Origin of the sequence: Odoribacter sp. N54.MGS-14, from assembly GCF_000980295.1 — a bacterium.
Lineage (GTDB): Bacteria > Bacteroidota > Bacteroidia > Bacteroidales > Marinifilaceae > Odoribacter > Odoribacter splanchnicus.
In genome coordinates this window covers 1-21820 of sequence record NZ_LARL01000017.1, presented here as the reverse complement: position 1 = coordinate 21820, position 21820 = coordinate 1, and the positions used below count along the sequence as shown (strand labels likewise).

The window sequence follows — 21820 nt, the reverse complement described above, 5'->3', positions numbered from 1 at the left end:
TCTCAGCCAACCCGGAACTTTCCATCCGAATTTAAGTATAACAAGTATCATTAAAACGTTTAATTATGGAAAAAAACACTCGTAAAATCGAACCGGGTACACCTACTCCTGACCCGAAATATCACCTTGAAATTACAGTAGACGGCCCCTATCTGGTATATGGAAATCCCCCTCTTCAACAAGAGATCTTCGTTTTAAATAAAGAACAAATCCCCTGGGAATATGCCAAAGGGCATAAATACCCGACCGACAACGAACCCACTGCTTTATGCCGCTGTGGTCAGTCCAAAAATCATCCGTATTGCGACGGTTCCCATCACCATGCCGATTGGGATCCGACGCTAACTGCCGGCAATATCCCTCTTTTAGAGAATGCCGATCTGTATGACGGTCCCGGAGTCCAGTTGGCCGACAACACCGAATATTGTGTACATGCCCGTTTTTGTATGGCCAGAGGAACGGTTTGGCAGTTGACGGAAGATTCCGGTAACCCCGAAGCCCATGATCTGGCCGTACACGAAAGCATGTACTGCCCCTCCGGCCGGTTAAAACTCTGGGACAAAGAAGAGGAAAAATTTTATGAGCCTCCCTTAAAACCGGCTTTAGGCCTGATCGAAGACCCACAGGAAGAATGTAGTGGCCCGCTCTGGGTCAAAGGAGGTATTCCTGTGAATGGACCTGACGGCACCGAATACGAACAACGCAACCGGGTCACCCTATGCCGTTGCGGAGCATCCGCTAATAAACCCTATTGCGACGGAACCCATGTTACGGTCCACTTCCAGGACCACCTGCCCCTCAGTACCGAATCAGAAGAAAAAATGAAATAAATACAGATTCAAATCGTTCGGTTACTCTATTGTCTCAATCAGAGTTTCAGACAATGGAACAACCGAACTTCTCAAACTGTTAAGCATGCATAAATTCAGAATTATTTCCAACTCCGATAGGGCCGGTGTGCCAGCCTTACATTATAATAACGCAGATCTCCGGTCACTTCTTCTCCCAACCATTCCGGCTTTTCAAAAAGCTCATCCTCCTGCTTTAATTCAACTTCAGCCAGCAATAACCCTTTATTCTCCCCCAGAAACTCGTCTACCTCGAAAATATGCCCCCCTACTTTCACTAAATAACGAATTTTGTCAACCACCCCAGGCTCGCACAATTTCAGGAGTTCTTCTGCATCTTCCCTGGCAATCTCTTTTTCCCATTCATAGCGGGTAACTCCATGAACATCACTTTTACCTTTTACAGTAAGATAGCCCTGTTCACCTTTCACCCGTATCCTGACCGTCCTTTCCGGTACGGAGGACAAATAGCCCTGTACAATCCGAAAGGATTGGTAAGCATATGCTTTAAAGTCTCCCCGGACCAAAAACTTTCTTTCTATCTCTTGTGGCATATTGATTTCTTTTACAACAAAATTAAAGCAAAAGAAACACTTAAACAGCCAAAAAACTAAAAAAAGTCAAACTTGTCCGGGCAGCCCTGTTTAATTTACCTGTCTGATAGCCGCAACAGCTTGTGTCAATCTTTCAAAATCCTCCGGGAATACATCTCCAATAGTACCAATCCGGAATGTATCAGCATCCGAAACCTTTCCGGGATAAATGACAAAACCCTGTTGTTTCAGCAACCCATAAAACTCTGTAAACGAAAAACCCGGCTCCGGATAAAGAAAAGAAGTAATAATCGGAGACTGCTTTTCCGGTTCCAGCAAGGTGGAAAAACCAATAGCCCGCATTCCTTCCACTAATACCTCATGATTCCGGCAATAACGGCGGTAACGGGCTTCTATACCTCCCTCTGCTTTCAACTCTTTCAAAGCTTGAAAAAATGCCCGTACAACGTGAGTCGGTGAGGTAAACCGCCATTTTCCATGCCCTTTTTCCATTTCTTCCCATTGGGCATAAATATCCAGGGACAAAGAACGGGCAACTCCTTTGCATTTCAGCAATTTTTCCCGTGAAGCGAGAACAAAGGTAAAGCCCGGAACTCCCTGTATACACTTATTGGCACTACTAACCAGAAAATCAATACCCAGTTTTTTCATATCGATAGGAATCCCTCCAAAACTACTCATGGCATCAACGATCCAGGTGATCCCGCGTCCACGCAACACCTCTGCAATTTCTTCAATCGGATTCAATAAACCCGTCGTTGTTTCACTATGGACCAAAGACAAATGGCTGATTCCAGGATGATTTTTCAAAGCCTCCTCCACGATTGCAGGGGTAATCAGCTCCGTTTCTTTCAAAGCCACCATGACATAATCCAGTTTATAATAATCAGCAATGGCCGCCATCCGTTTGCCATAAGCACCATTCGCTATAATCAGTAACCTGTCGGTAGGTTTCACGACAGCTCCCAAAGTTGCCTCTACGCCATAAGTCCCACTTCCTTGTAGCAACACAGTTGTATATTCCTTCTCATCCAGTCCTGCCACCTCCAGCAATTCTTTCCGGATCACAGTAACTATTCCTTCATTGTAATCTTTATCCCAGGTACACCAATCCTGTAACATGGCTTCTTTCACCGTCTCAGAAGTACTCAACGGTCCAGGGGTCAACAGTAAATAATTTCTCATACACCTATTATTTTTTATTCATTAAATTATGTATCAGGTCCGGCAATTCACGGATATTATCCAGCACATAATGTGCACCGGCTGCCATCATCCGCTCTCTGACCTCTTGTTTCAAAGTATATAACTCCGGTTCAGGCATAGTTTTGTATTCCTCCTCGGTCAACCCCAACTCATTACTACCTGTAATTACTCCGACAGAACATACTTTTGCATTCAATCCTTCCCGGATATCGGCGATAGTATCTCCAACTTTAACCACCTCGTCAACAGAAGGAATCGCCAGCTCTGTCATGTTCCGGTAAATCATATAAGGAGCCGGGCGTCCGGCAGGCAAATGATCCGGAGTTACCAGACAATCTACAGTATATCCCTGAGCAGCAGCTCCGGGTTGTACAATTTTCATCATAGCGTCGGTATACCCTGTCGTTGAACCAATACGGATCCCTTCACGACGTAATTGTTCCATTGTCTCTATAACTCCCGGAACAGGAGTCGTAAAATCCTGAAGTGAAGCAAACAAATGTTTCTCAAAACTCTGATACATGATTGCGACATCATTCTGATTCCATTCCCGTCCATGTGCTGTACGAAACCTTTCACTCACTTCAGGCATTTTCAAAATAGCCTTTATATGTTCAATCTTTAATAATCCCATCGGTTCACGGGCTTGCCGGTAAGTGATCGTCACTCCCTGCTCCTGAAACACCTTCAAAAAAGCATTCAATGGAGCAAAACACCCAAAATCGACAGCCGTTCCGGCCCAATCCATAATGACACAACTAACTTTTTTCATGTCCTTAAATCAAATATTACTGTAATTAGAATAAAACCAATCAATAAGCATGAGCAGTTTCCAGAGGCATCACCTTTTCAGACGCTCTTCGTTTTGCCCGCCGGTACAGATAAACCCAAGCACCGACAAATAATACACTGCATCCCAAACCCACATAACCCGCCAATTGGTTATAAAACGATAACCAATTGATATCCGGATTTAAAAATTCCTTTATGGCTAAGACAATCACCGTTCCTAAATAACCGATGAAATCAATCAATACAATAAAAAAACCGACATTCCCCCGGATACGGAAACAAGCTATAAAACGATCAAAGAAAATAGTCTGAAAACACAAATAAGCAAGATACAAACAGAGACTTTGAATAAATAACCAAACTACCGGACTTAGTTGCAATGCCTCATATCTCAACGAAATAAAAGACATGGTCAGCATGCCCAAAATCACCAAACTCAATAAAATCAATAAAACCCGCATATTATTACGGACAAAAACCATTAATCCGAAGATAATCAAGATAATCAAAGTAACGATACTGTCCAATTGAGCGAATATCCATGAAGAATAACCACTCCCCGCAACATCAAATATTTTCACCAGAAAATCTTCCTTTATATCCCGTAAAGCCACCAACAAAAAATTAGCGACTAAAATAATAGAGAGAAAAGGCATATAATTTTTGAATAAAGCCCAGCGTTGCCTTCCATCCAAAGTCATCCGCTCTGCTTTCAAAGCCCTGTCTTCTTCGGAAGGTTTTGGCAGAGATTGCAACACATATCCCAATAAAGCCAGGCATGGCAAAGCACAACCACCGATCAGGGCAGGCATCCAAAACTCACTGACCTGCCAATGGTCCATCACAAACAATCCCAGGGATTTCGCTGCACCTGAACTAATCACCATGCTAATCCCCAATAAACTGGCTAGCATATCCGTTACCCGCCGCCCTTCTATAAAACTGAAAATCACTCCCCACATACATCCCAAAGCCAGCCCATTAAAAAACATAGCAAAGATATTACCCGGAGACGGCAGGATAGCAAAACCGACTAAAGCCAACTCAGCTAAAACAATCGCCCCCAAAATAAATTTTAAACGATGTTGTCCCTTTAACTCAGAAATCAATTTAATGCCGATAAACTTGGCCAACAAATAACCTAAAATCTGAGTAATAGTCACTACAACCTTATAATCCATTCCCCAAATACTCAGCCCATCAAATGTAGCAGCCGTAAAAGGTTTACGCAATGCATATACTAACGAATAAGAAAGCAGGGCCGCTCCTCCTGCCCACAGAATAAAAATAAAATCTGAAAATGATCTACGATCCCGGATAAAAGAAAAATTCATAGCCTTGTCTTTAACTGTGACAAAGCTATGAACCCAATGTTACGCCGACATTAAAAAAAATATGACGAAATAATGACGATATTCACTTTTTCAATGACACTACCACAGGCCACATCCTCGGTTGTGCCATATCCCTCCAGAAACAGTCTCTTCAAGCAGCTTTTCCGGAATAGTTCCCGGACGATCCGGATATTCCCGTTTCTTAGCATCCGTAACGATACAGGTATGTTCCTGCACCGGCTGTTCAGAGGAAATGACACCGCATTTCTGCATCAGTTCGTTAATCCAGGCGACCTGTCCATCTTTAAAAATCTTCAGTACCCTATTCTCCATTTCAAAATCATAAGCCGTACCGATTGAAAAGCCTGTGACTTGAAATCTCCCTTGACCAAAAATTTCCGTTCTATTTCCTGTGGCCTACCATTCTTCCTGATAACAAACCCGGCTCCCCGCAATTATTTATTAAAATAACTGTCTAAAAAATTCTTCAAATCGATGTGTGATTGTGGTCTGGCAAGCACCTGATTATCTTTTCCGATCACATAATAAGAAGGTATGGCCTGCACTCCGAACGACCAGAAAAAAGCCTGATTACAAGTGGTCATCGGATAAGCGAACTCATATTTTTCAACCTGAATCTTAGCATCCTTTTCACTGAGCAGACCGGCACACAGAAAAACCAGCTCCGGCTGCTCTTTCCAGCGATCATATAATTTATTCATCCACGGCTGGGCCAATACACATCCGACACACCCGGTAGAAGTAAATTGCATCACCACGATCTTGCCTTGCAGCGATGCGTTGGAATACACTTTCCCGGTCATGACATCCGTCAATTCATAAGCAGGAGCCTCATCACCCACCTTCACCTCCTGCACGAACTCGTCGAAAGAAGCGACATAGCGAATTTTATCTGCCTGAGCAGGATAAAAACAACTGTCCGGAATATCCTTCAGCTCCATATTTTCCAAAAATTCCGTATTCCGGTTTCCCGGAATTTTCCTGCCGTCCTGATCTCCCGAATTGGTATAAGACCAGTAAACAGGCAAACCTGTATGTTTTTCTATAAATAAAGCATACGTATTATAACTATGCATCACTTTATATCTTACATTGGCTTTCCATGACTCATTATCACTTTTCGAGGGAATAAGCGTGACATCATTATGCCGTTTGAGTACATAACAATCCTGCCCGTTAAAAAGCGTATCCGGCGCCCGCTCCACCCATACATCGACGATCCGGGAAGAATCGGAAGCAACTTCACGCAGTTTCTTACCATCCAGGATTTGCTGCATCAAATCGAGCTCCTCCTGGATCCGGGCAAAATAATCATACCTTTTCGCACCGGGTTCAACAGGAATACGCGTACCAAGTAACATATCCAGATATACACAAGCCATATAAGGCTGATCGTTCCGGTAGAAAACCCGGTTATCGATTTGTTCGAAGGTAAAAAAATAAGTACCCGAATCCCGTACTACCTGTTTAAAGAGAAAAGGTATCCGACTGGCCAGCTCATCCGACAACTCCGCACCGTCAAAAGCAGCATTACTGACCAGGACAGCCGACACAGACTGTAGTTCATCCAAGCTTTTCACAGCAAGCCGAACAATCTCTTGCGGTTGCTGTGACCGACAGCCACAAACCACATAAATCATTAATATACAAAACAAAACATTCTTCATCATAATACAAAGATAAAAAATGTTTTCAGGTTTCAACAAATAACAACAAAAAAAAGCCGCTCCCCGGAAAGAAGCGGCTTCCCAAATCAAAATCCCGATACTTTACTTTTTACGTATCCCCTTCGTAGCAACCTTTTTACCTGTACCGGTAGCCGCGATCTTTTCGACAGGTTTACCGGATGAAGCGCGTTTCACCCGTTCGCCTTCCAAATACCGAACCACCGCATACTTGGCAGCGGCAATCGTCTCCCGGTTCACTTTTTCAATGACACTACCACGAGCCACGTCCTCGGTCGTGCAATATCCCTCCAGAAGCAACAACTGTACGATCATATTATTGATATTCGTTTCTTCACTATATCCCTCTGCGACATACAACTGTTCCATATGTTCGGCGAATTCACACGCAAATTCCGGATAATTCGGCAAACTCATCAATTCCTCGAACGTCTCGCTGAAACTACTCAGTTCGATATTCAGATTGGGATTCACCAACAAAGGACTGAATTCTTTCTTCGGGTCTACAGGTACAAAATCCACCAGATTACTCATATCTACCTTACGGTCGATATCGTCCATCCGGCGATAGTCGGCTTTCTTCATGTTCTCCAGCTGATAGATAAAGAAATTATATCGCCACAATTCCGAACTATTCATTTCTCCTTTGAAAATAGGACGATATTTCTCGTTCAGCAGGCGTTTCACGCAAATTTTCCCTTCATTGATTTCCGGGCGGGTAATCCGTACCTCTTGAATCATCCGTTTCAGCTCCATAGCGGCTTTCTGAGGTCCGGTAATCTCCCGGCCTTTCTTGCCGATCTCCGTTGAAAGCATACCACATTGAATATTCCGGGCTTTCCCCTTACCGTCGCTCCCTCCGCGCATGATTTTCACCAGGTTCATCACCGATTCCAACTGTCCTTCCTCAGCAATAAACGGTTGCCCTCCCGGAGTACTGGCCAGAGAATCGAAAATCGCACTGAACATCTTCCGGTCGATCATCATTTCCCGGCTTTCTCTTTCCCCATACGATACGGTAGCAATAAACCGGTTCTGTATCATATCGAAAGAGACCGTTTGGATGGTATAGCCAACCCCGTCCCGTTTAAACTGCTTACCGCCGAAAATCTGACCGACTACTTCCGTAATATCGATCTTATCCAATAATTTGAACGAAGAAGCCAGATAATATTGCTTTTCATTTTCTACATAATCCCAATCTAAAATATCATCCAGATAATTACCATGACGGGCAATCACATCTACAATATTCTTATCTGCCGTATAACGCTTCAAGGTACGCTGGAAATTAGGACCATCCTGACTGGTCGCTTTCTCTTTCCTCTCCCCATGGGCATCCATATACAACAGGAAATTTTCAGGATTGTCCACCCGGGTTATACCTGCTTCCTCCTTCGAATAGTTTCCGGCACTCAGCATGATATCGATCTTATAAGGCATCGTGATATCACACATACCGCTCACCGTGCTCCGGGAATTGAGATCTTCGACATTACTGTCGGCACTACTTTCAAACAGATACTTATAATACTTGATATAATCCGGGTCGAAATCCGTCGTCCGTGAGAAATCACCGACCTCTGTACCGATCCCATACAGATTACCTTCGGCATCCTGAAACTCATGGAACATATCGCCCGCAATCAGTTTTACCGAACGGACCCCCTCGAGGTTATTCCGCAACCATTTCAGGATAAAAGCGGCGATCATTTCCGACTTCCCTACCCCACTATCCCCATTGATCTCGATAACAAAGATACTACCGTCGTTTTCTTCCACGGCAAACAAAGAACCGTGACGCGGATTACCGCCGATCTCTTTAATTTTCTCATTGATCACCGTCAGACGTGGTTTCTTGACATCCCCGAAATAATCTACCTTCTGTTTCAACGGCGTAACGATCGTCTTGATGTTCCCGTTCGGCCCCGGTATATCGAAATACCCGATCTGCGGGAAAGAAATCAGCTTTTCGGGAGCCCCCAGGAAACTGATCACATCCGGGACGAACCGGGTGATATCTTCGATCGGAATGTCTTCGGTATAATTCAGCCGGTAGTTATCGGTCAGGTATTTCATATATCCCTTCTGGAAAATCACCAGCTCCTTCACCATGCCATGTTTCACCACCTTACAGCGATAATCGTCCGAATCCATATTGGCGATAAACCGGGCCAAACGACCGATAAAAAAAGACGAATCGGGCCGCAAATCCAATAGCTTCAAATAATCGTTCGGTCCTGCCTCCCCAAGCCGCTTTTTCGAAATAGTCCCCGGACGATCCACTTTGTGGAACGGATATTCCCGTTTCTTAGCATCCGTAACGATACGGGTATGCTCCTGCACCGGCTGCTCGGAAGAAATGACACCGCATTTCTGCATCAGTTCGTTGATCCAGGCGATCCGTCCATCTTCGAAAGTCTCCAGCACCTTATTCTCCATTTCAAAATCTTTATAAATAGAAATACCGTGCTGTACCATCTCGTTGACACTGGAATTTTGTTTCATAAAAGCCGTCTCCACCAGCCGGACCATCGTATGGGTATAGCGCTTGTAATAATCGGTTCCTTTTGTCCGCTTGATCATGCTGATATAGAACAACACCACTTTCCGGCTCACCCGGTGGATCTCTTTCTCAGCCACCTTAATATCCCGGCGCCGCATGATATAATCGTTGATTTCCTTCAATTGGGTGGGTAATATCTCGGTGATAAACTCCTCTGTAAACATCTTCACCTCCCTGTCCGCACAAGCTCCGATCTTATCGCTGAAATACTTCAATTTGGCCGATACCAGCCGATAGAAAGAATGATCGTTATGTAATAAATACAGAAACAGGATCTTATCGGTTACCGGCAAATTTTCTTTGTTCATCCCCGAAGCGATCGAATCCATCATATACCCCATACACTTCTGAGCCAGCAACGTCTCTTTAAATTCGGGCAGAGCGCGGAGACGGTTGATAAATTCATCTACCCAGATTTGCAGGTTCAGGTCACTCAACCGAATACCGGTGATTTCCTCGAATGTTTCTCCGGCTACCCGGACAATCTCCTTGCGGCTGGGTTCGAGGCTGTCTTTTTCAAACGGCAGATTGAAATGCAATAAAATTTCCCGGATATATTTCTTGATAATCACATTGATTCCTTCCAATTTCGATTTATCCAACTCCGGATTTCCGGTTGCATCGATAGCTAAAATCTTCACTTTACTATCCGAGAACAGAAGATGCTCCATTTCAATCAGAATTTCCCGCATCACATTTTTCTCCATCGGATCGTCCAGTACATTATAGTTGGGCTGGAACGTCTTCTTATTAGTGATATATTTCAGGATCACCGCCTTACTGTATTTCGAACTTACCGTATTGAAATCCAGGTCGGCAATGGCCGGCACTTGCTTATAAATCTGTGCCAGTAAATTTTCATATACCTTCGTAAAAGCAGCACTCCGGATAAACTCGAATACATCCCGGCAAGAACCGATCTTGTCGCCATGTAATTCGATGACCGAATTTACCGACCGGTCGATCGTCGTAATGCTCACTCCGCTACGCTCGGGAGAGGCATGGTACAAGGTCCGGATATCACGGATCTGCAAAGAAGGCGCTTTGTCTTTCCGGTATTTAGCGGATAAAGGATAATCGCCGATAATCGTATCAATCAATTCCTGAATTTTAGTATAAGCGAAAATCTCATCCAAAATCGTATGGCTTTCCACCTCCTTATAAGCCGCATCCAACCGCTTAGCCGCAAACAGTGTCCAATATTTCATAAAAATGGTAAAACCGTCTTCCAGTTCATATTTAAACACTTGCTTACTCTCCTCGGTATCGGCAAGAAAACCTCCGATAGCAAAGCGGACCAAACCGGTAGGATAGGGCACAGCAGCAATCCCCCGGTGTAACGCCAGATATTGGCAGAAACAAAGCAGATCGGCATAAGAAAACCCTTCCCCCACCCGGAAGTTAAACAAATAAGAACCATCCGAAGGCAACCAACTGACTTCCGTCCCTTCGAATTCAGCTACAACCCGTTGAGCCACCTCTTTTGCCCAACTCATCCGTAACATCGATTCTGAACGGAAATTCTTATTCACCCGGAAACGGTTCAGATTTTCCACCAACCGTTTCTGGTAATAAACGAAGAAAGGTTCGTTGTGGTATTTAAAATCGTCCGGCAGGGCCAATATATCCAGTTTATCCAAAGCTACCAGCTCATCCAGCAGGAACAGGTACAACGGGCTACCTTCAAATCCGGCGGTCTTATGCAACTGACGGTTTGCAACACTATTGGCGTTCGATTTTTCAATCCGTCCGATCTGTTCATTGATAAACCGGATCAGTGTCTCTTTGATCTTAAAGCGGGAAGCATTTTTCGGTAACTCGCTTTCCAGCGTATCTTTTATTTTTTTAGCTACCTGTGCCGTCTCCAGCAAATTATTCAACATCAGTAAAGAGTTGTTATTGCCGTGCGAACAGGAATTCAGCTGACGCACAAAAGCAGCGACCGCAGCAGCCTGAGGGGTCACCGCCAAAGCCCCTAACCGATCGCCCGTAGCCGACAAATTCTTGGTGGTCGATAACGATGATACCGCCCGGATATTGGCCTGGGCATTGATATTATTGATGATATACCGCGAGATCGTACGCCATTTCGGCATATGTTTATCCGTAACCTTCACACTGTCGGCATAAGCTTCGTCGAGAAAAAGAGTAATCTTACAAGTATTCATCAGTTTCAGGAACGAATTCAAAGCTTCGGTATTGAAATCCGTATAACCGGTCGGATTATTCGGATCGTTGATCAGAATCGTCGTATTCTCACAAAACAAATCCCAAAGGCTGCCACTATCGTCGAATAAAGCCAGCGTCGATTTGATACGGAGTAATTTATCCGTCAGCCGTTCATAGGCTAAACGTCCGTCAGGCAAATTCTCGATTTCGATATCGAAAGGATTGATATCGAAAGTATCGTCAGGCAGCAAATCCTTATATTCCCAAGCCTGCATCGCATTGTAAATAATATAAGGTTTCGGCTTTCCATTGGGATGAAACAACAGATCCCGGATAATCATCTGTACCGAATCGGAAACCGAAGTCTGTTCCAGATTGCCTAAAGCCGATAAGAATTCTTTCACGATTTGCTGATCCTCCACAGGCAAGGCCCGGTATTTTTCCCGGATCCCCAGGTCATTGAGGAAATTATCGTAACGGCCTTTATTGTTAGCATCATTATCTATCTTCGTGATATAAGCCTGATATTTCTCTAAAAACAGGTTGATGCCGAAATTCTTATGAAAGTGATTCTTCAGGGTACGTTCATAATTGCTGGGGATAATATTCAGGATCAACCGGCAAGCTTTATACACCTTATCTTCCAGTCGGTGCAAAGGCTTTTGCAACAGATAACGTCCATAAGTACGGATCTGGTTGCGTCCGCCGCCTTCCAATACACTCAACACCTGAATCTGGGGGCAATCCGAATAAAAGTATTGCCGGATCCGGCTTTCGAACTCATCGATCAGTTCACGGGTTTGTGCCTGCCGTTTTTCTTCTTTATGGCAATTCTCCAGAAAATAAATAAAATCCCGTAATTTTTCCAGGGAATATTTATCCTGAACGATCTTCCTGGAGAACATATCCAGTTTAAACACATTCAACCGTTTCACCGCATCCCCGGTAGTCCCGATCTGTTCGGTCAGAATCTGATTGATCTCTTTCTCGTAGGCTTTGATTTGCAGCTCGATTTTTTCCCGGAATTCTGACAGGAAAGAGGGATTCACATTTTCCAGAATCAACCGCAAGTTCAATTGCGTATTGGCCGGAGAACCCAATTTCTTGGTATGTACCTTATTCAGTGTATGGATAATCCCGTTATGAAAACAGAACACCAGAGAGGTATTGGAACTCCTCGATTCCCGCGAATCGTCGACAATCACCAGACGGGTCAGCAGAGGAAACCATTTTTCACCGGAGAAAGGATTCACCCGCATATGCCGGGCTTTCACCACAAAGACCGAGGTTGTATCCACCCTCATCTGTTCGAACAATTCTTCGGTAGAAGGATTCTCCAACACTTGTACACTATTCTTACCGAACACTTCTCCCCGGAGCAGACTGACCGCTTTATCGGCATTTCCCGAAACCACCGTCGTAATCATACCGTTCAGTCCCTTGAAATTCACCGCCCAACGCATCCGGTTGAGAAAGTCGGCCTTCTCAGCCCCGGTTGTATAATGGGTACTCTGGCCGATCATCTGCTCCAAAGTATCCATCAAATAATTCCAATGCGCTTCGTTCAGGTCACCGGTCACCCCGATCACATCCCGGTATTTCCGCAAATCGCGTACCTGCCCGCCCAATTGTACCTGGGAGATAAACTCGATATGGCTACTGCGCACAGGAGGAGTTCCTACCGAAAAATCATGAGTGTCTTTAATATTTTTCAAGAGAACTCTGGAATCAGGACTTACTGCTTCGGTATCCAGGAACTCATCGATCTTCTTCACAAACTCTCCCCGCCTTCCACTCAATTCGAAAGCTTTGGAAGGATGATGCGGACAAAGCATCAAAGCAACATCCGTATATCCCGGAATATCTTCCCGGAACTTCAACAAATAACGGTTGATCTCCGACTGCTGGACAGCCGGGTCATCGGGTTCTTCAAAACAAAGCTTCACAAAACTGGTCAGATTGTCATAAATATGACGCGGCAAAAAAATCTCTGCCCGTTCCCCTAACGATTCGTAAAGATTCAGTAATTGTCGGGCCTCATTACTCAGAAATGCCCTCGGTTCTCCTTTGATTTTCATTGTATGGTTTTAATTTCTACTCTTTTTTTCATGACAAAACCGGTCAGTTCGAACCTCTTCACTTTTATCGCAAAAAAAAGCCCGCCTTTCAGCGGGCTTCTTTATTCTATTATATTTTCCCCTATGCCAACAGAAGCCCGCAACGTAACTTTACGTTTAAAATTATTGTCCGTCAACTTCATCATTACAGTCATCATAGGTTTCTGTCTTTCATATTTTCAGGTACAATATTAAGAATTAATATACGAAAACCGGCCGGTTTGTTAAAGAAACGTGAAAATTTTAAAGGAAAACGTTTGAGTAAACTTTCCTTCCAACAACTGTATAATATTTAACAATAAAGGACGGAGACGGAGTTTCCGGGCTATTTTCCGACAAAAAAAGAGAATCGCAATAAAAGCCACTTTATCACGATTCTCTCTTCAACCACCAAAACTCAGTCCTGAATCAGGCCATCAATTATTTCCCGGATTTTGTTCCATCAACTTATTGGCATTGATTTCGCTCGAAGGGATCGGATAAATCCGTTTATAAGGCAAATTGGCTTTATACAATTCGGGATCGGCGGCAGTAGCCATTTTTTCAGCCACAGCCCGATTGGTTTCCAGAAGCTGATCCACTCCCATCCGCCAGGTGGCGTACCATTCATGCCCATTCTCGAACCCCAGTTCCAGTATCCATTCCTGATAGATCGTCTGTAATATATCGGTCACTCCCGTAATAGCCGGTAATCCATGACCGGAACGTAAAGCATTCAGGGTAGCCAAAGGATCTCCTTTCCCGGTACGGGCTTCACATTCGGCTTTCATCATATAAATCTCTGAATAACGCATCAGGTAAGTGGGCATTGTTCCTTCTGCATTCGAAGCTTTCCGAATCGTCTGCTGAGGTCCGAAAACATCCCCGACTCCATTTTTCAGGATAACCGTTTTCCGGGGATCGTCCCCGACCAGTTCCATAAAAGACTCCGTAGGTCCCCATTTCCCCTCATTATAATACGCCTGTACCCGCGTGGCCTGATATTTCACTTCATCTGTCCCTGCAAATCCCCGGGTATAGATCAGCTCCTGATTAGAAAAATCGGTAAAAACAGCCGAATAGGGGGCCACCAATGCCCGTTCTCCGTCACCGATAAACGTATTGGCAGCCTCTAAAGCCTCACTGTATTTCCCCATATAGAAAAGTACTTTCACTTTAAGAGCCTTGGCAGCCATTTTCGACGCAAAATCCGAAGAAGTAAAATCCGGGGCGTTCGATATAGCATACTCGATATCCTTCAGGATAAAATCATACGTCTGCTGAACCGTCGAACGGGCTTTATAGACATCATCGGAAGTAGGGGGAGTCTCCCGGATGATCATCCCATATTTACTGTCCAATTTATCATATTCCCCGAACATCCTCAACAAATCGAACATATACCACCCCCGCAGAAACCGGATCTCTCCCATCATGGTGGTTTTCCGTCCATCGGTAAACAGATTATCGCTCATTCCTTCCAAAACAGCCAGTAATTTCGTCGACGAATTGATAATCGTATTAAAAGCATCCCAAAAAGGAGTATATGCTGCCCCCACCAGATTCAGTTCCGGCAAACGGTTTTCGATATAATAGATACTCACAACCACGCCGGGATTGTCGTTTCTTTGCAAAATACCGGCAGTCATTGCATGATTTCCGATCGACATATAAGACTCATACCCGATCTGTTCACCATAAATACCGGTCAAAGCGGTTTCTGCCGACTTTTCATCCGTAATCGCATTATCAGGAGTCAGATTATGCGGAGGCTCCTGGTTCAGGACGTCCGTAATCTGGCAGGAAAACAGCAGACTACCGACCATCAAAAGGATAAATATCTTTTTCATAAGCATTCGTGCTAATAATTAAAAATTAAGTCGTAACCCGATTGTATAAGAACGGACACCCGGATAAATATCACTATCGTAATTTCCTCCGTAGTTAGCCGTAGCACTACCTACCGTCGCCGGATCGATTCCCGGATAACGGGTGATAGTGAAAAGATTGGCGATAGCGAAATATACCTGTCCCCCTTTGTAATACCTGGCATCCCACAATACCGGCAAATTGTACTGGATCCGCAAATGCGACAGCTTCAAATAAGAAGCTTTGTGTACTTCCAGATTATTCGTCGCCGGAACCGGATCGTCGACATACAAAGCCGGTAAACGGGAAGACGTATTCTGTTCGGACCAACGGTTGTAAAGGTTATAATCGATCAGGTTGTTCAACGAACCGGAAATATTTTGCAAAGTATTGTTATACAAGCGTTCTGCACCTACCGAATAATTGAACATCAGATACAGGGATAAATCTTTCCAGGACACATTGGAAGAAAATCCCCCCTGAAATTTCGGTTCCGGATTAGCAATGATGACCCGGTCTTTCACGCTGATATGCCCGTCTCCATTCACATCCCGGTAAATAATCTGTCCCGGTTTGGTCTCGCTGCTATAATAATAAGTGGCAGTCCCGTTACTCAGCTCCTGTGCCTTTTTATTATATTCCTCGATCTGTGTCCAGGACTGGAATATACCGTCGGTCTGGTACCCCAGAACAGCTCCCACCGGATGTCCTTCGGCCAGTACTTCGGTACCGCTTCCCTGTACCACACCTTTACCGGCCCAATCCTGTGCCCCTTCGGATACCAAAGATTTCACCTTATTGCGGTTAACGGCCAGATTAAAAGTAACGTCCCATTTCACCTCCGTCTCCCTGAAAATCTTTGCATCGACGATCCACTCGAATCCCTTATTCTGTACCCGTCCGACATTTTTATACATCCCGCTGAAGGGTTGCAGTGAAGTCGGAAAATCGATATACCACAACAGGTCGTTGGTGTTCTTATAATACCAGCCGATAGATCCGCTCAACCGGTAATCCAGCAAAGCATAATCGACAGCGATATCGAACTGCTTGGTCCGTTCCCAGCGTAAATCGTTATTTCCCAAGGTTGTCGGGATAATTCCCGGTTTTCCCAGAAAATCGTTCGGGCCATAAAGATCCTTATTGTTATAATTACCGATATTCTGTGTTCCCGTCACTCCGGCCGAAAGCCTTAATTTCAATTCGTTCACTTCTTCAATATCCTTCATGAAAGGTTCCTGATCGATTTTCCAGGCAAAAGCCCCCGAGGGGAAAAAACCGTATTTATTGTGCGAACCGAATTTCGACGAACCGTCGAAACGAGCCGTAAAAGTGAAAAGATATTTTTCCATCAATTGGTAGTTAAACCGTCCGAAGACCGAAATCAGTCCGTTTCCGGACGAATTTCCGCTTACATCGTAAGGAGTTGTAGCGCTACTCAGGTTATTCAAGATTTTGTCCATCGGAAAATCGACACCGGTAGCACTGAAATCACCTGCCTTGTAACGCTCGAACGAGACTCCGAACAAAGCATCCAAAGCATGTATCTCCTTAAATGTCCCCTCATATTTCAATGTATTATCCCAAAGGGTACGTACCGATTCGCTACTTCCCCGTACAGCTTTACCGGTATAATTGTTATAATAATTACCTTCCTGTAAAAAACTGGGATAATATTGGTGGGTGAAATTAAAGTTCTTAGCTACAGAGAAAGTTGAACGAAAACGAAGTCCCGGAATAATCTGGGCCTCTCCGAATACCGTCCCATTAAACCGATAAACATCGTTCCGGTTGGTAATCTTCGTTTTGGCCACCGGATTATCTGTCGTACCGATCTTATAATAACTACCGTCCTCTGCATAAACCGGGACATCCGGACGAAACTGTTTGATCTGCCACAACCCTTGTCCTTCCTGGGATTGATCGGTATACGCCAAACTTACATTGGTACCGAATTTCAATACCGAAGTCACATCCCAATCCAGGTTGATCCGCCCGGTATACCGTTTCAGGTCATCCCCTTTCAATACTCCATTTTGGAAACTCATCCCGAAGGAAGTAAAATATTTCAGTCTTGAACTTCCTCCCCTCACCGAAAGCTCCACACTGTTCGTTGAAGCTTTCTGTGACAATAGTTTATACCAATCTGTATCGGCATCCTTCAGGATAGTCCCTTCTTTAATGCTCAAAGCCGTTTCATTGGTCGGATCCACTTTTAACGTATTGATTGCAGCATCCATCATGACATTCCGGAATTCATTCGCATTCAATATGCTGAAATTCTCTATCTGGGTATCGAAATTGGTAAAATACTTCAGATTCAGCTGAGGCTTTTCATTCTGTATCCCCCGTTTGGTTGTAATCAATACCACGCCATTAGCGGCCCTCGACCCATAAATAGCCGCTGCCGAAGCATCCTTCAATATATCGATCGACTGAATATCATCCGGGTTTATGGCGATCATATCGGCTTGTTCGGCCGGAATACCGTCGATCACATACAAAGGTTCATTGGTACCTTCCAACGAAGTGGATCCCCTCACCCGGATCTTCACCGGTTCACCGGGTTTCGCCGAAGCCATAGACACCTGAACCCCCGGCGCTTTCCCCTGCAAGGCAGAAGCGACATTCATCACCGGTTCCTTTTCCAGATCAGCAGCCCCGACAGAAGATACCGAACCGGTTAAATCCCTGAGCCGGGTAGTACCGTACCCAACCACCACGACCTCGTCCAGCTTCCTGGCTTCCGGCTTTAAAGTAAAATTATAAACCTCGATTCCCGGCATAATCGTCTTCTCCGCCTCTGAATAACCGATAAATGAAGCACTCAACGTCTTCGCCTCAGGGTTTATCCGTAAGGTATAATCTCCGTTGACATCGGTAGCCACTCCTACCATAGTCCCCTTTATCCAAACATTCGCCCCCACAATCGGAGCTCCGTTCTCATCCGTTACCTTACCGTGAACAACCCGCAACGTTTCCGCATTCTGTTGTTTGTCCCTACTGCCCGGAACCCTAGCCACCGACTGTCCGGGAAGCAATAAAAGCCATACCATTCCGAAAGCTACAGATAGCCATATCGACCAACCTCCGTGTCTTCCTTTCAAAACCGTTTTCTCCATTTCTTGTCTCATAAATTTTCCAGGTTAGAAAGATTCGTTTTTTCACTAGTATTCGCATTTTTTATCAATAAGGTTTGGAAAATCATCGACAAAAAATTCCCTTATCCGTCACCGGACAAGGGAACCCCTTTTTTAGCTTTTCTTTCCTACCGCTAACTTATAGCTTCTTCGATTACTCTTTTAAAATCCATTTTCACTTCCTGCAAATTTTTTCCTCCATAGGTCAGGGATTTTTCACCGACCCGCACAATACCGAAAATCATTTTTTCTTCCTCGTCATACTCCTCATAACCCTGATAACCTTTGTATTTCAAGCCACATAAGAAATCAAGCAAATAGGCAAAACGGCCTTGACGTGCCGCCCGGTATGGCCGGACCACAAAACCTCTACCCGGGGAGAAACTCATCAACTGCTCGCTACCGTCCGGTACAAGCAGGACAAACTGATTTTCACCACAAACCTCATCGTATGCCTTCATCGTCACCACCAGCCCATCGTTCCACATACCCAGGACATACATCTCGAAAGCCCCCAGATCCGCGGTCGCCTGAACGGTATCCGAGACATCACAAACCAGGGTATAATTCCCCAGGCAAAAACGATCATAACAAACAGAAAACTCTTTCATCGCCGATCATTACTTATTTAATTTTTCTACAAAGCTCGCCGGAATATTAACCATGGCACACCCCAGCATATCGATACGTACCAACACCTTCGTCACTCCCTTGTGTCTGATCAGTTCACCTTCCGTCCCCCTCAGCGAACCTTTCACCACCCTGACCAAATCACCGGCCTTTATATTTTCATTGGTCATTTCCACTGCCTCTTCCGAGAAATCCAGCAAAAAACGGAAGTCCTCCATCTGCTTATCCGGAATCACAGCAGCCCCCGCCTCTCCCTTCAGCCTCAGAAAAGCCACCACCCCCTTCGTCTGCAGCACCTTCACCTGTTCCTGACGGCTCACCCGCACAAACACCAAGCCTGCAATTACCGGCACCACCACCCGCGACTTCCGGTACGTCCACTGCCTCAACACCGTCTGTACCGGCAAAAAACACTCCACACCCAGCTCCTCCAACCGGTCACGCACCTTCTTCTCCGCACGCGAGGCGGTGAAGACAGCGTGCCAATGAACCGTTTCCGTTTTTTGCCTATCTATTGCCATACATCCTTTCATAGTATCCCTGATAATCTCCGCTCGTCACCTGATCCAGCCACTCCTGATTATCCAGATACCATTTCACCGTTTTCTCTATACCCTCCTCGAACTGTAAAGAAGGTTCCCAGCCCAATTCATTTTTCAGTTTCGTCGAATCGATAGCATAGCGCAAATCATGTCCGGCCCGGTCTGTCACGTATGTGATCAGCTTCTCCGATGCTCCTTCAGGGCGTCCCAGTAAGCGATCTACCGTCTTGATCAGAACCCGGATCAAATCGATATTTTTCCATTCGTTAAAGCCACCGATATTATATGTTTCGGCAACCTTTCCATTATGGAAAATAAGATCGATGGCCCGGGCATGATCCACCACATACAACCAGTCACGCACATTTTCCCCCTTTCCGTAAACGGGCAAAGGTTTATTGTGACGGATGTTATTGATAAACAAAGGGATTAGCTTTTCCGGGAATTGGTAAGGACCGTAGTTATTACTGCAATTGGTTACAAGGGTAGGCATACCGAAAGTATCGTGAAAGGCCCTCACGAAATGATCGGAAGAAGCTTTCGAAGCCGAGTAGGGGGAATGCGGATCATATTTCGTTGTCTCCGTAAAAAAGGTGCCGTCAAACTTCAGGGCCCCATACACCTCATCGGTAGAGATATGATAGAAACGTTTCCCGTCATATTGTCCGTCCCAGCTTACTTTAGCGGCTTGCAACAAAGACAGGGTCCCCATCACATTCGTCTGAGCAAAGGTAAACGGATCTTTGATCGAGCGGTCTACATGGCTTTCCGCTGCCAGATGGATCACTCCGTCGATACTGTGCTGCCGGAACAATTCCAGTATCTTTTCAAAATCACAGATATCTGCTTTTACAAAAGTATAATTCGGCTGCTGTTCGATGTCTGCCAGATTGGCCAGATTCCCCGCATAAGTCAGCTTATCCAGATTAATGATATGATATTCCGGATATTTCGTCACAAACAGACGCACTACATGCGAGCCGATAAAACCGGCACCACCGGTAATCAATACATTCCTTTTAAAATCCATTATTTCCGTTTTAATTCATTTATACATTTCACAAGTGAATCCTTCCAGTAAGGAATGGTACAATCAAAATCCCGTTTCACTTTTGTTTTATCCAGCACTGAGAAAGCCGGACGTTTTACTTTACCCGGAAACTCATCCGAATGGCACGGCCGGATGTCACAAGTATTTCCCGATAAAGCAACGATCTCTTTAGCAAAATCATACCACGAACACACGCCCTCATTGGAAAAATGGTAAATTCCCTGATGTTGCCTGTATTTTCCCGTTTCGATGGCGTGAACGATCAAAGTGGCCAAGTCGGCGGCATAAGTCGGCGTTCCCACCTGGTCAAATACGACATTCAACTGCTCCCTTTCCACTGTCAAACGCTGTATGGTCTTTACAAAATTATTCCCGAAAGCAGAATACAGCCAGGCTGTCCGGAAGATCAGGTAACGACATCCGCTCTGCTCTACAGCCTGTTCTCCTGCCAGCTTCGTCCTGCCGTAAGCACCCAACGGATCGGTCGGTTCATCCTCCCGGTAAGGCAGATTCCTGTTTCCGCCGAACACATAATCAGTTGAAACGTGAATCAAGGTAGCATTCGCTTCCTTACAGACAACTGCCAGGTTCTCCACCGCCAGACGATTAATCCTATCAGCCGTCCCTTCATCTTCCTCTGCCTTGTCTACATTCGTATAGGCAGCACAATTCACCACTACGCTGATTTTCTCGTCCGCCACATAACGCCGCACGGCATCCAAATCGGTAATGTCCAATTCCGCTATATCGGTAAAGATATAGCAATCTTTTCCGTTCTTCCCGCCAGCCAGCCGCCTCATCTCATTCCCCAACTGTCCGTTGGCTCCGGTCACCAATATCCTATTCATAGAGATTCACATTATAGTCAAACCAATCACAGGCATCTTTCAGGCATGGATGGTGTCTGTCCTTTTCAGAAAGGATCACCTTAGCGGCCGGAATCCGCCAGTCGATTCCTAAATCCGGATCATCCCAGGCTAAAGCCCCCTCACTTTCCGGTGCATAAAAATTATCGCATTTATACTGGAAAACAGCTTCTGTACTCAATACCGCAAAACCATGGGCAAATCCCCGCGGAACGAAAAACTGCCGTTTATTCTCCTCCGTTAATTCAACGGAAACATGCTTCCCGAATGTAGGCGATCCCTTACGGATATCCACCGCCACATCCAGTACACGACCTTTCACCACCCGCACCAGTTTGGATTGGGCATACGGAGGTTGCTGGAAATGCAATCCCCTCACCACACCGTAACACGATTTCGACTCATTATCCTGGACAAAAACGGTTTTACATACCTGCCGTTCGAAATCACG

At 45.1% G+C, this 21820-nt stretch carries 15 protein-coding genes; 1 reads left to right on the top strand and 14 read right to left on the bottom strand.

Annotated features, from left to right (window positions below; all coding sequences use genetic code 11):
* Positions 1-65 precede the first annotated feature (65 nt).
* Positions 66-830 carry a CDGSH iron-sulfur domain-containing protein gene (locus WS42_RS05535; RefSeq protein WP_046450826.1) on the top strand — a complete coding sequence of 255 codons (765 nt, stop codon included), beginning with the start codon at positions 66-68 and terminating at the stop codon, positions 828-830.
* A gap of 101 nt (positions 831-931) precedes the next feature.
* On the opposite strand, the gene WS42_RS05530 is transcribed toward WS42_RS05535, so the two are convergent.
* The 14 genes from WS42_RS05530 to rfbC form a co-directional block, all read right to left on the bottom strand.
* Positions 932-1402: a CYTH domain-containing protein gene (locus WS42_RS05530; RefSeq protein WP_022160350.1), complete on the bottom strand. Its 471-nt coding sequence runs from the start codon at positions 1400-1402 to the stop codon at positions 932-934.
* A gap of 90 nt (positions 1403-1492) precedes the next feature.
* Positions 1493-2587: a 2-aminoethylphosphonate--pyruvate transaminase gene (gene phnW / locus WS42_RS05525; RefSeq protein ID WP_046402761.1), complete on the bottom strand. Its 1095-nt coding sequence runs from the start codon at positions 2585-2587 to the stop codon at positions 1493-1495.
* A 7-nt stretch (positions 2588-2594) separates the two neighbouring features.
* A complete protein-coding gene (phnX, locus tag WS42_RS05520) occupies positions 2595-3380 on the bottom strand; it encodes a phosphonoacetaldehyde hydrolase (protein WP_046402763.1) in 786 nt (261 codons plus the stop codon).
* A 40-nt stretch (positions 3381-3420) separates the two neighbouring features.
* Positions 3421-4734 (bottom strand): DUF5690 family protein, encoded by a 1314-nt coding sequence (locus WS42_RS05515; protein ID WP_046402766.1) that lies wholly within the window; start codon positions 4732-4734, stop codon positions 3421-3423.
* A 99-nt stretch (positions 4735-4833) separates the two neighbouring features.
* Positions 4834-5067: a hypothetical protein gene (locus WS42_RS05510; RefSeq protein WP_046402767.1), complete on the bottom strand. Its 234-nt coding sequence runs from the start codon at positions 5065-5067 to the stop codon at positions 4834-4836.
* Between the two features lie 122 nt (positions 5068-5189).
* Entirely contained in the window at positions 5190-6425 is a 1236-nt protein-coding gene (locus WS42_RS15360) for a TlpA family protein disulfide reductase (RefSeq protein ID WP_147345786.1), read from the bottom strand.
* A gap of 99 nt (positions 6426-6524) precedes the next feature.
* On the bottom strand, positions 6525-13253 hold the full coding sequence (locus tag WS42_RS05500) for an aminotransferase class I/II-fold pyridoxal phosphate-dependent enzyme (protein ID WP_046450825.1): 6729 nt from the start codon (positions 13251-13253) through the stop codon (positions 6525-6527).
* 455 nt (positions 13254-13708) lie between these two features.
* Positions 13709-15121, bottom strand: a complete 1413-nt coding sequence (locus WS42_RS05490; protein WP_162613264.1) for a RagB/SusD family nutrient uptake outer membrane protein — start codon at positions 15119-15121, stop codon at positions 13709-13711.
* 18 nt (positions 15122-15139) lie between these two features.
* Positions 15140-18274, bottom strand: a complete 3135-nt coding sequence (locus WS42_RS05485) for a SusC/RagA family TonB-linked outer membrane protein (RefSeq protein ID WP_195203574.1) — start codon at positions 18272-18274, stop codon at positions 15140-15142.
* 140 nt (positions 18275-18414) lie between these two features.
* On the bottom strand, positions 18415-18891 hold the full coding sequence (locus tag WS42_RS05480; RefSeq protein ID WP_013613200.1) for a hypothetical protein: 477 nt from the start codon (positions 18889-18891) through the stop codon (positions 18415-18417).
* A 9-nt stretch (positions 18892-18900) separates the two neighbouring features.
* Positions 18901-19431 (bottom strand): UpxY family transcription antiterminator, encoded by a 531-nt coding sequence (locus WS42_RS05475; RefSeq protein ID WP_286728323.1) that lies wholly within the window; start codon positions 19429-19431, stop codon positions 18901-18903.
* On the bottom strand, positions 19418-20482 hold the full coding sequence (gene rfbB, locus WS42_RS05470; RefSeq protein ID WP_046450822.1) for a dTDP-glucose 4,6-dehydratase: 1065 nt from the start codon (positions 20480-20482) through the stop codon (positions 19418-19420). The genes WS42_RS05475 and rfbB overlap by 14 nt, the downstream gene beginning before the upstream one ends.
* The gene (gene rfbD, locus WS42_RS05465; protein WP_046450821.1) at positions 20482-21351 is read right to left on the bottom strand and encodes a dTDP-4-dehydrorhamnose reductase; all 870 of its coding nucleotides are present in this window, start codon (positions 21349-21351) and stop codon (positions 20482-20484) included. Before rfbD ends, rfbB begins: the two co-directional genes overlap by 1 nt.
* Positions 21344-21820: dTDP-4-dehydrorhamnose 3,5-epimerase (rfbC, locus tag WS42_RS05460; protein WP_046450820.1), on the bottom strand; the 477-nt coding region annotated here is incomplete at its 5' end. The genes rfbD and rfbC, both read right to left, overlap by 8 nt.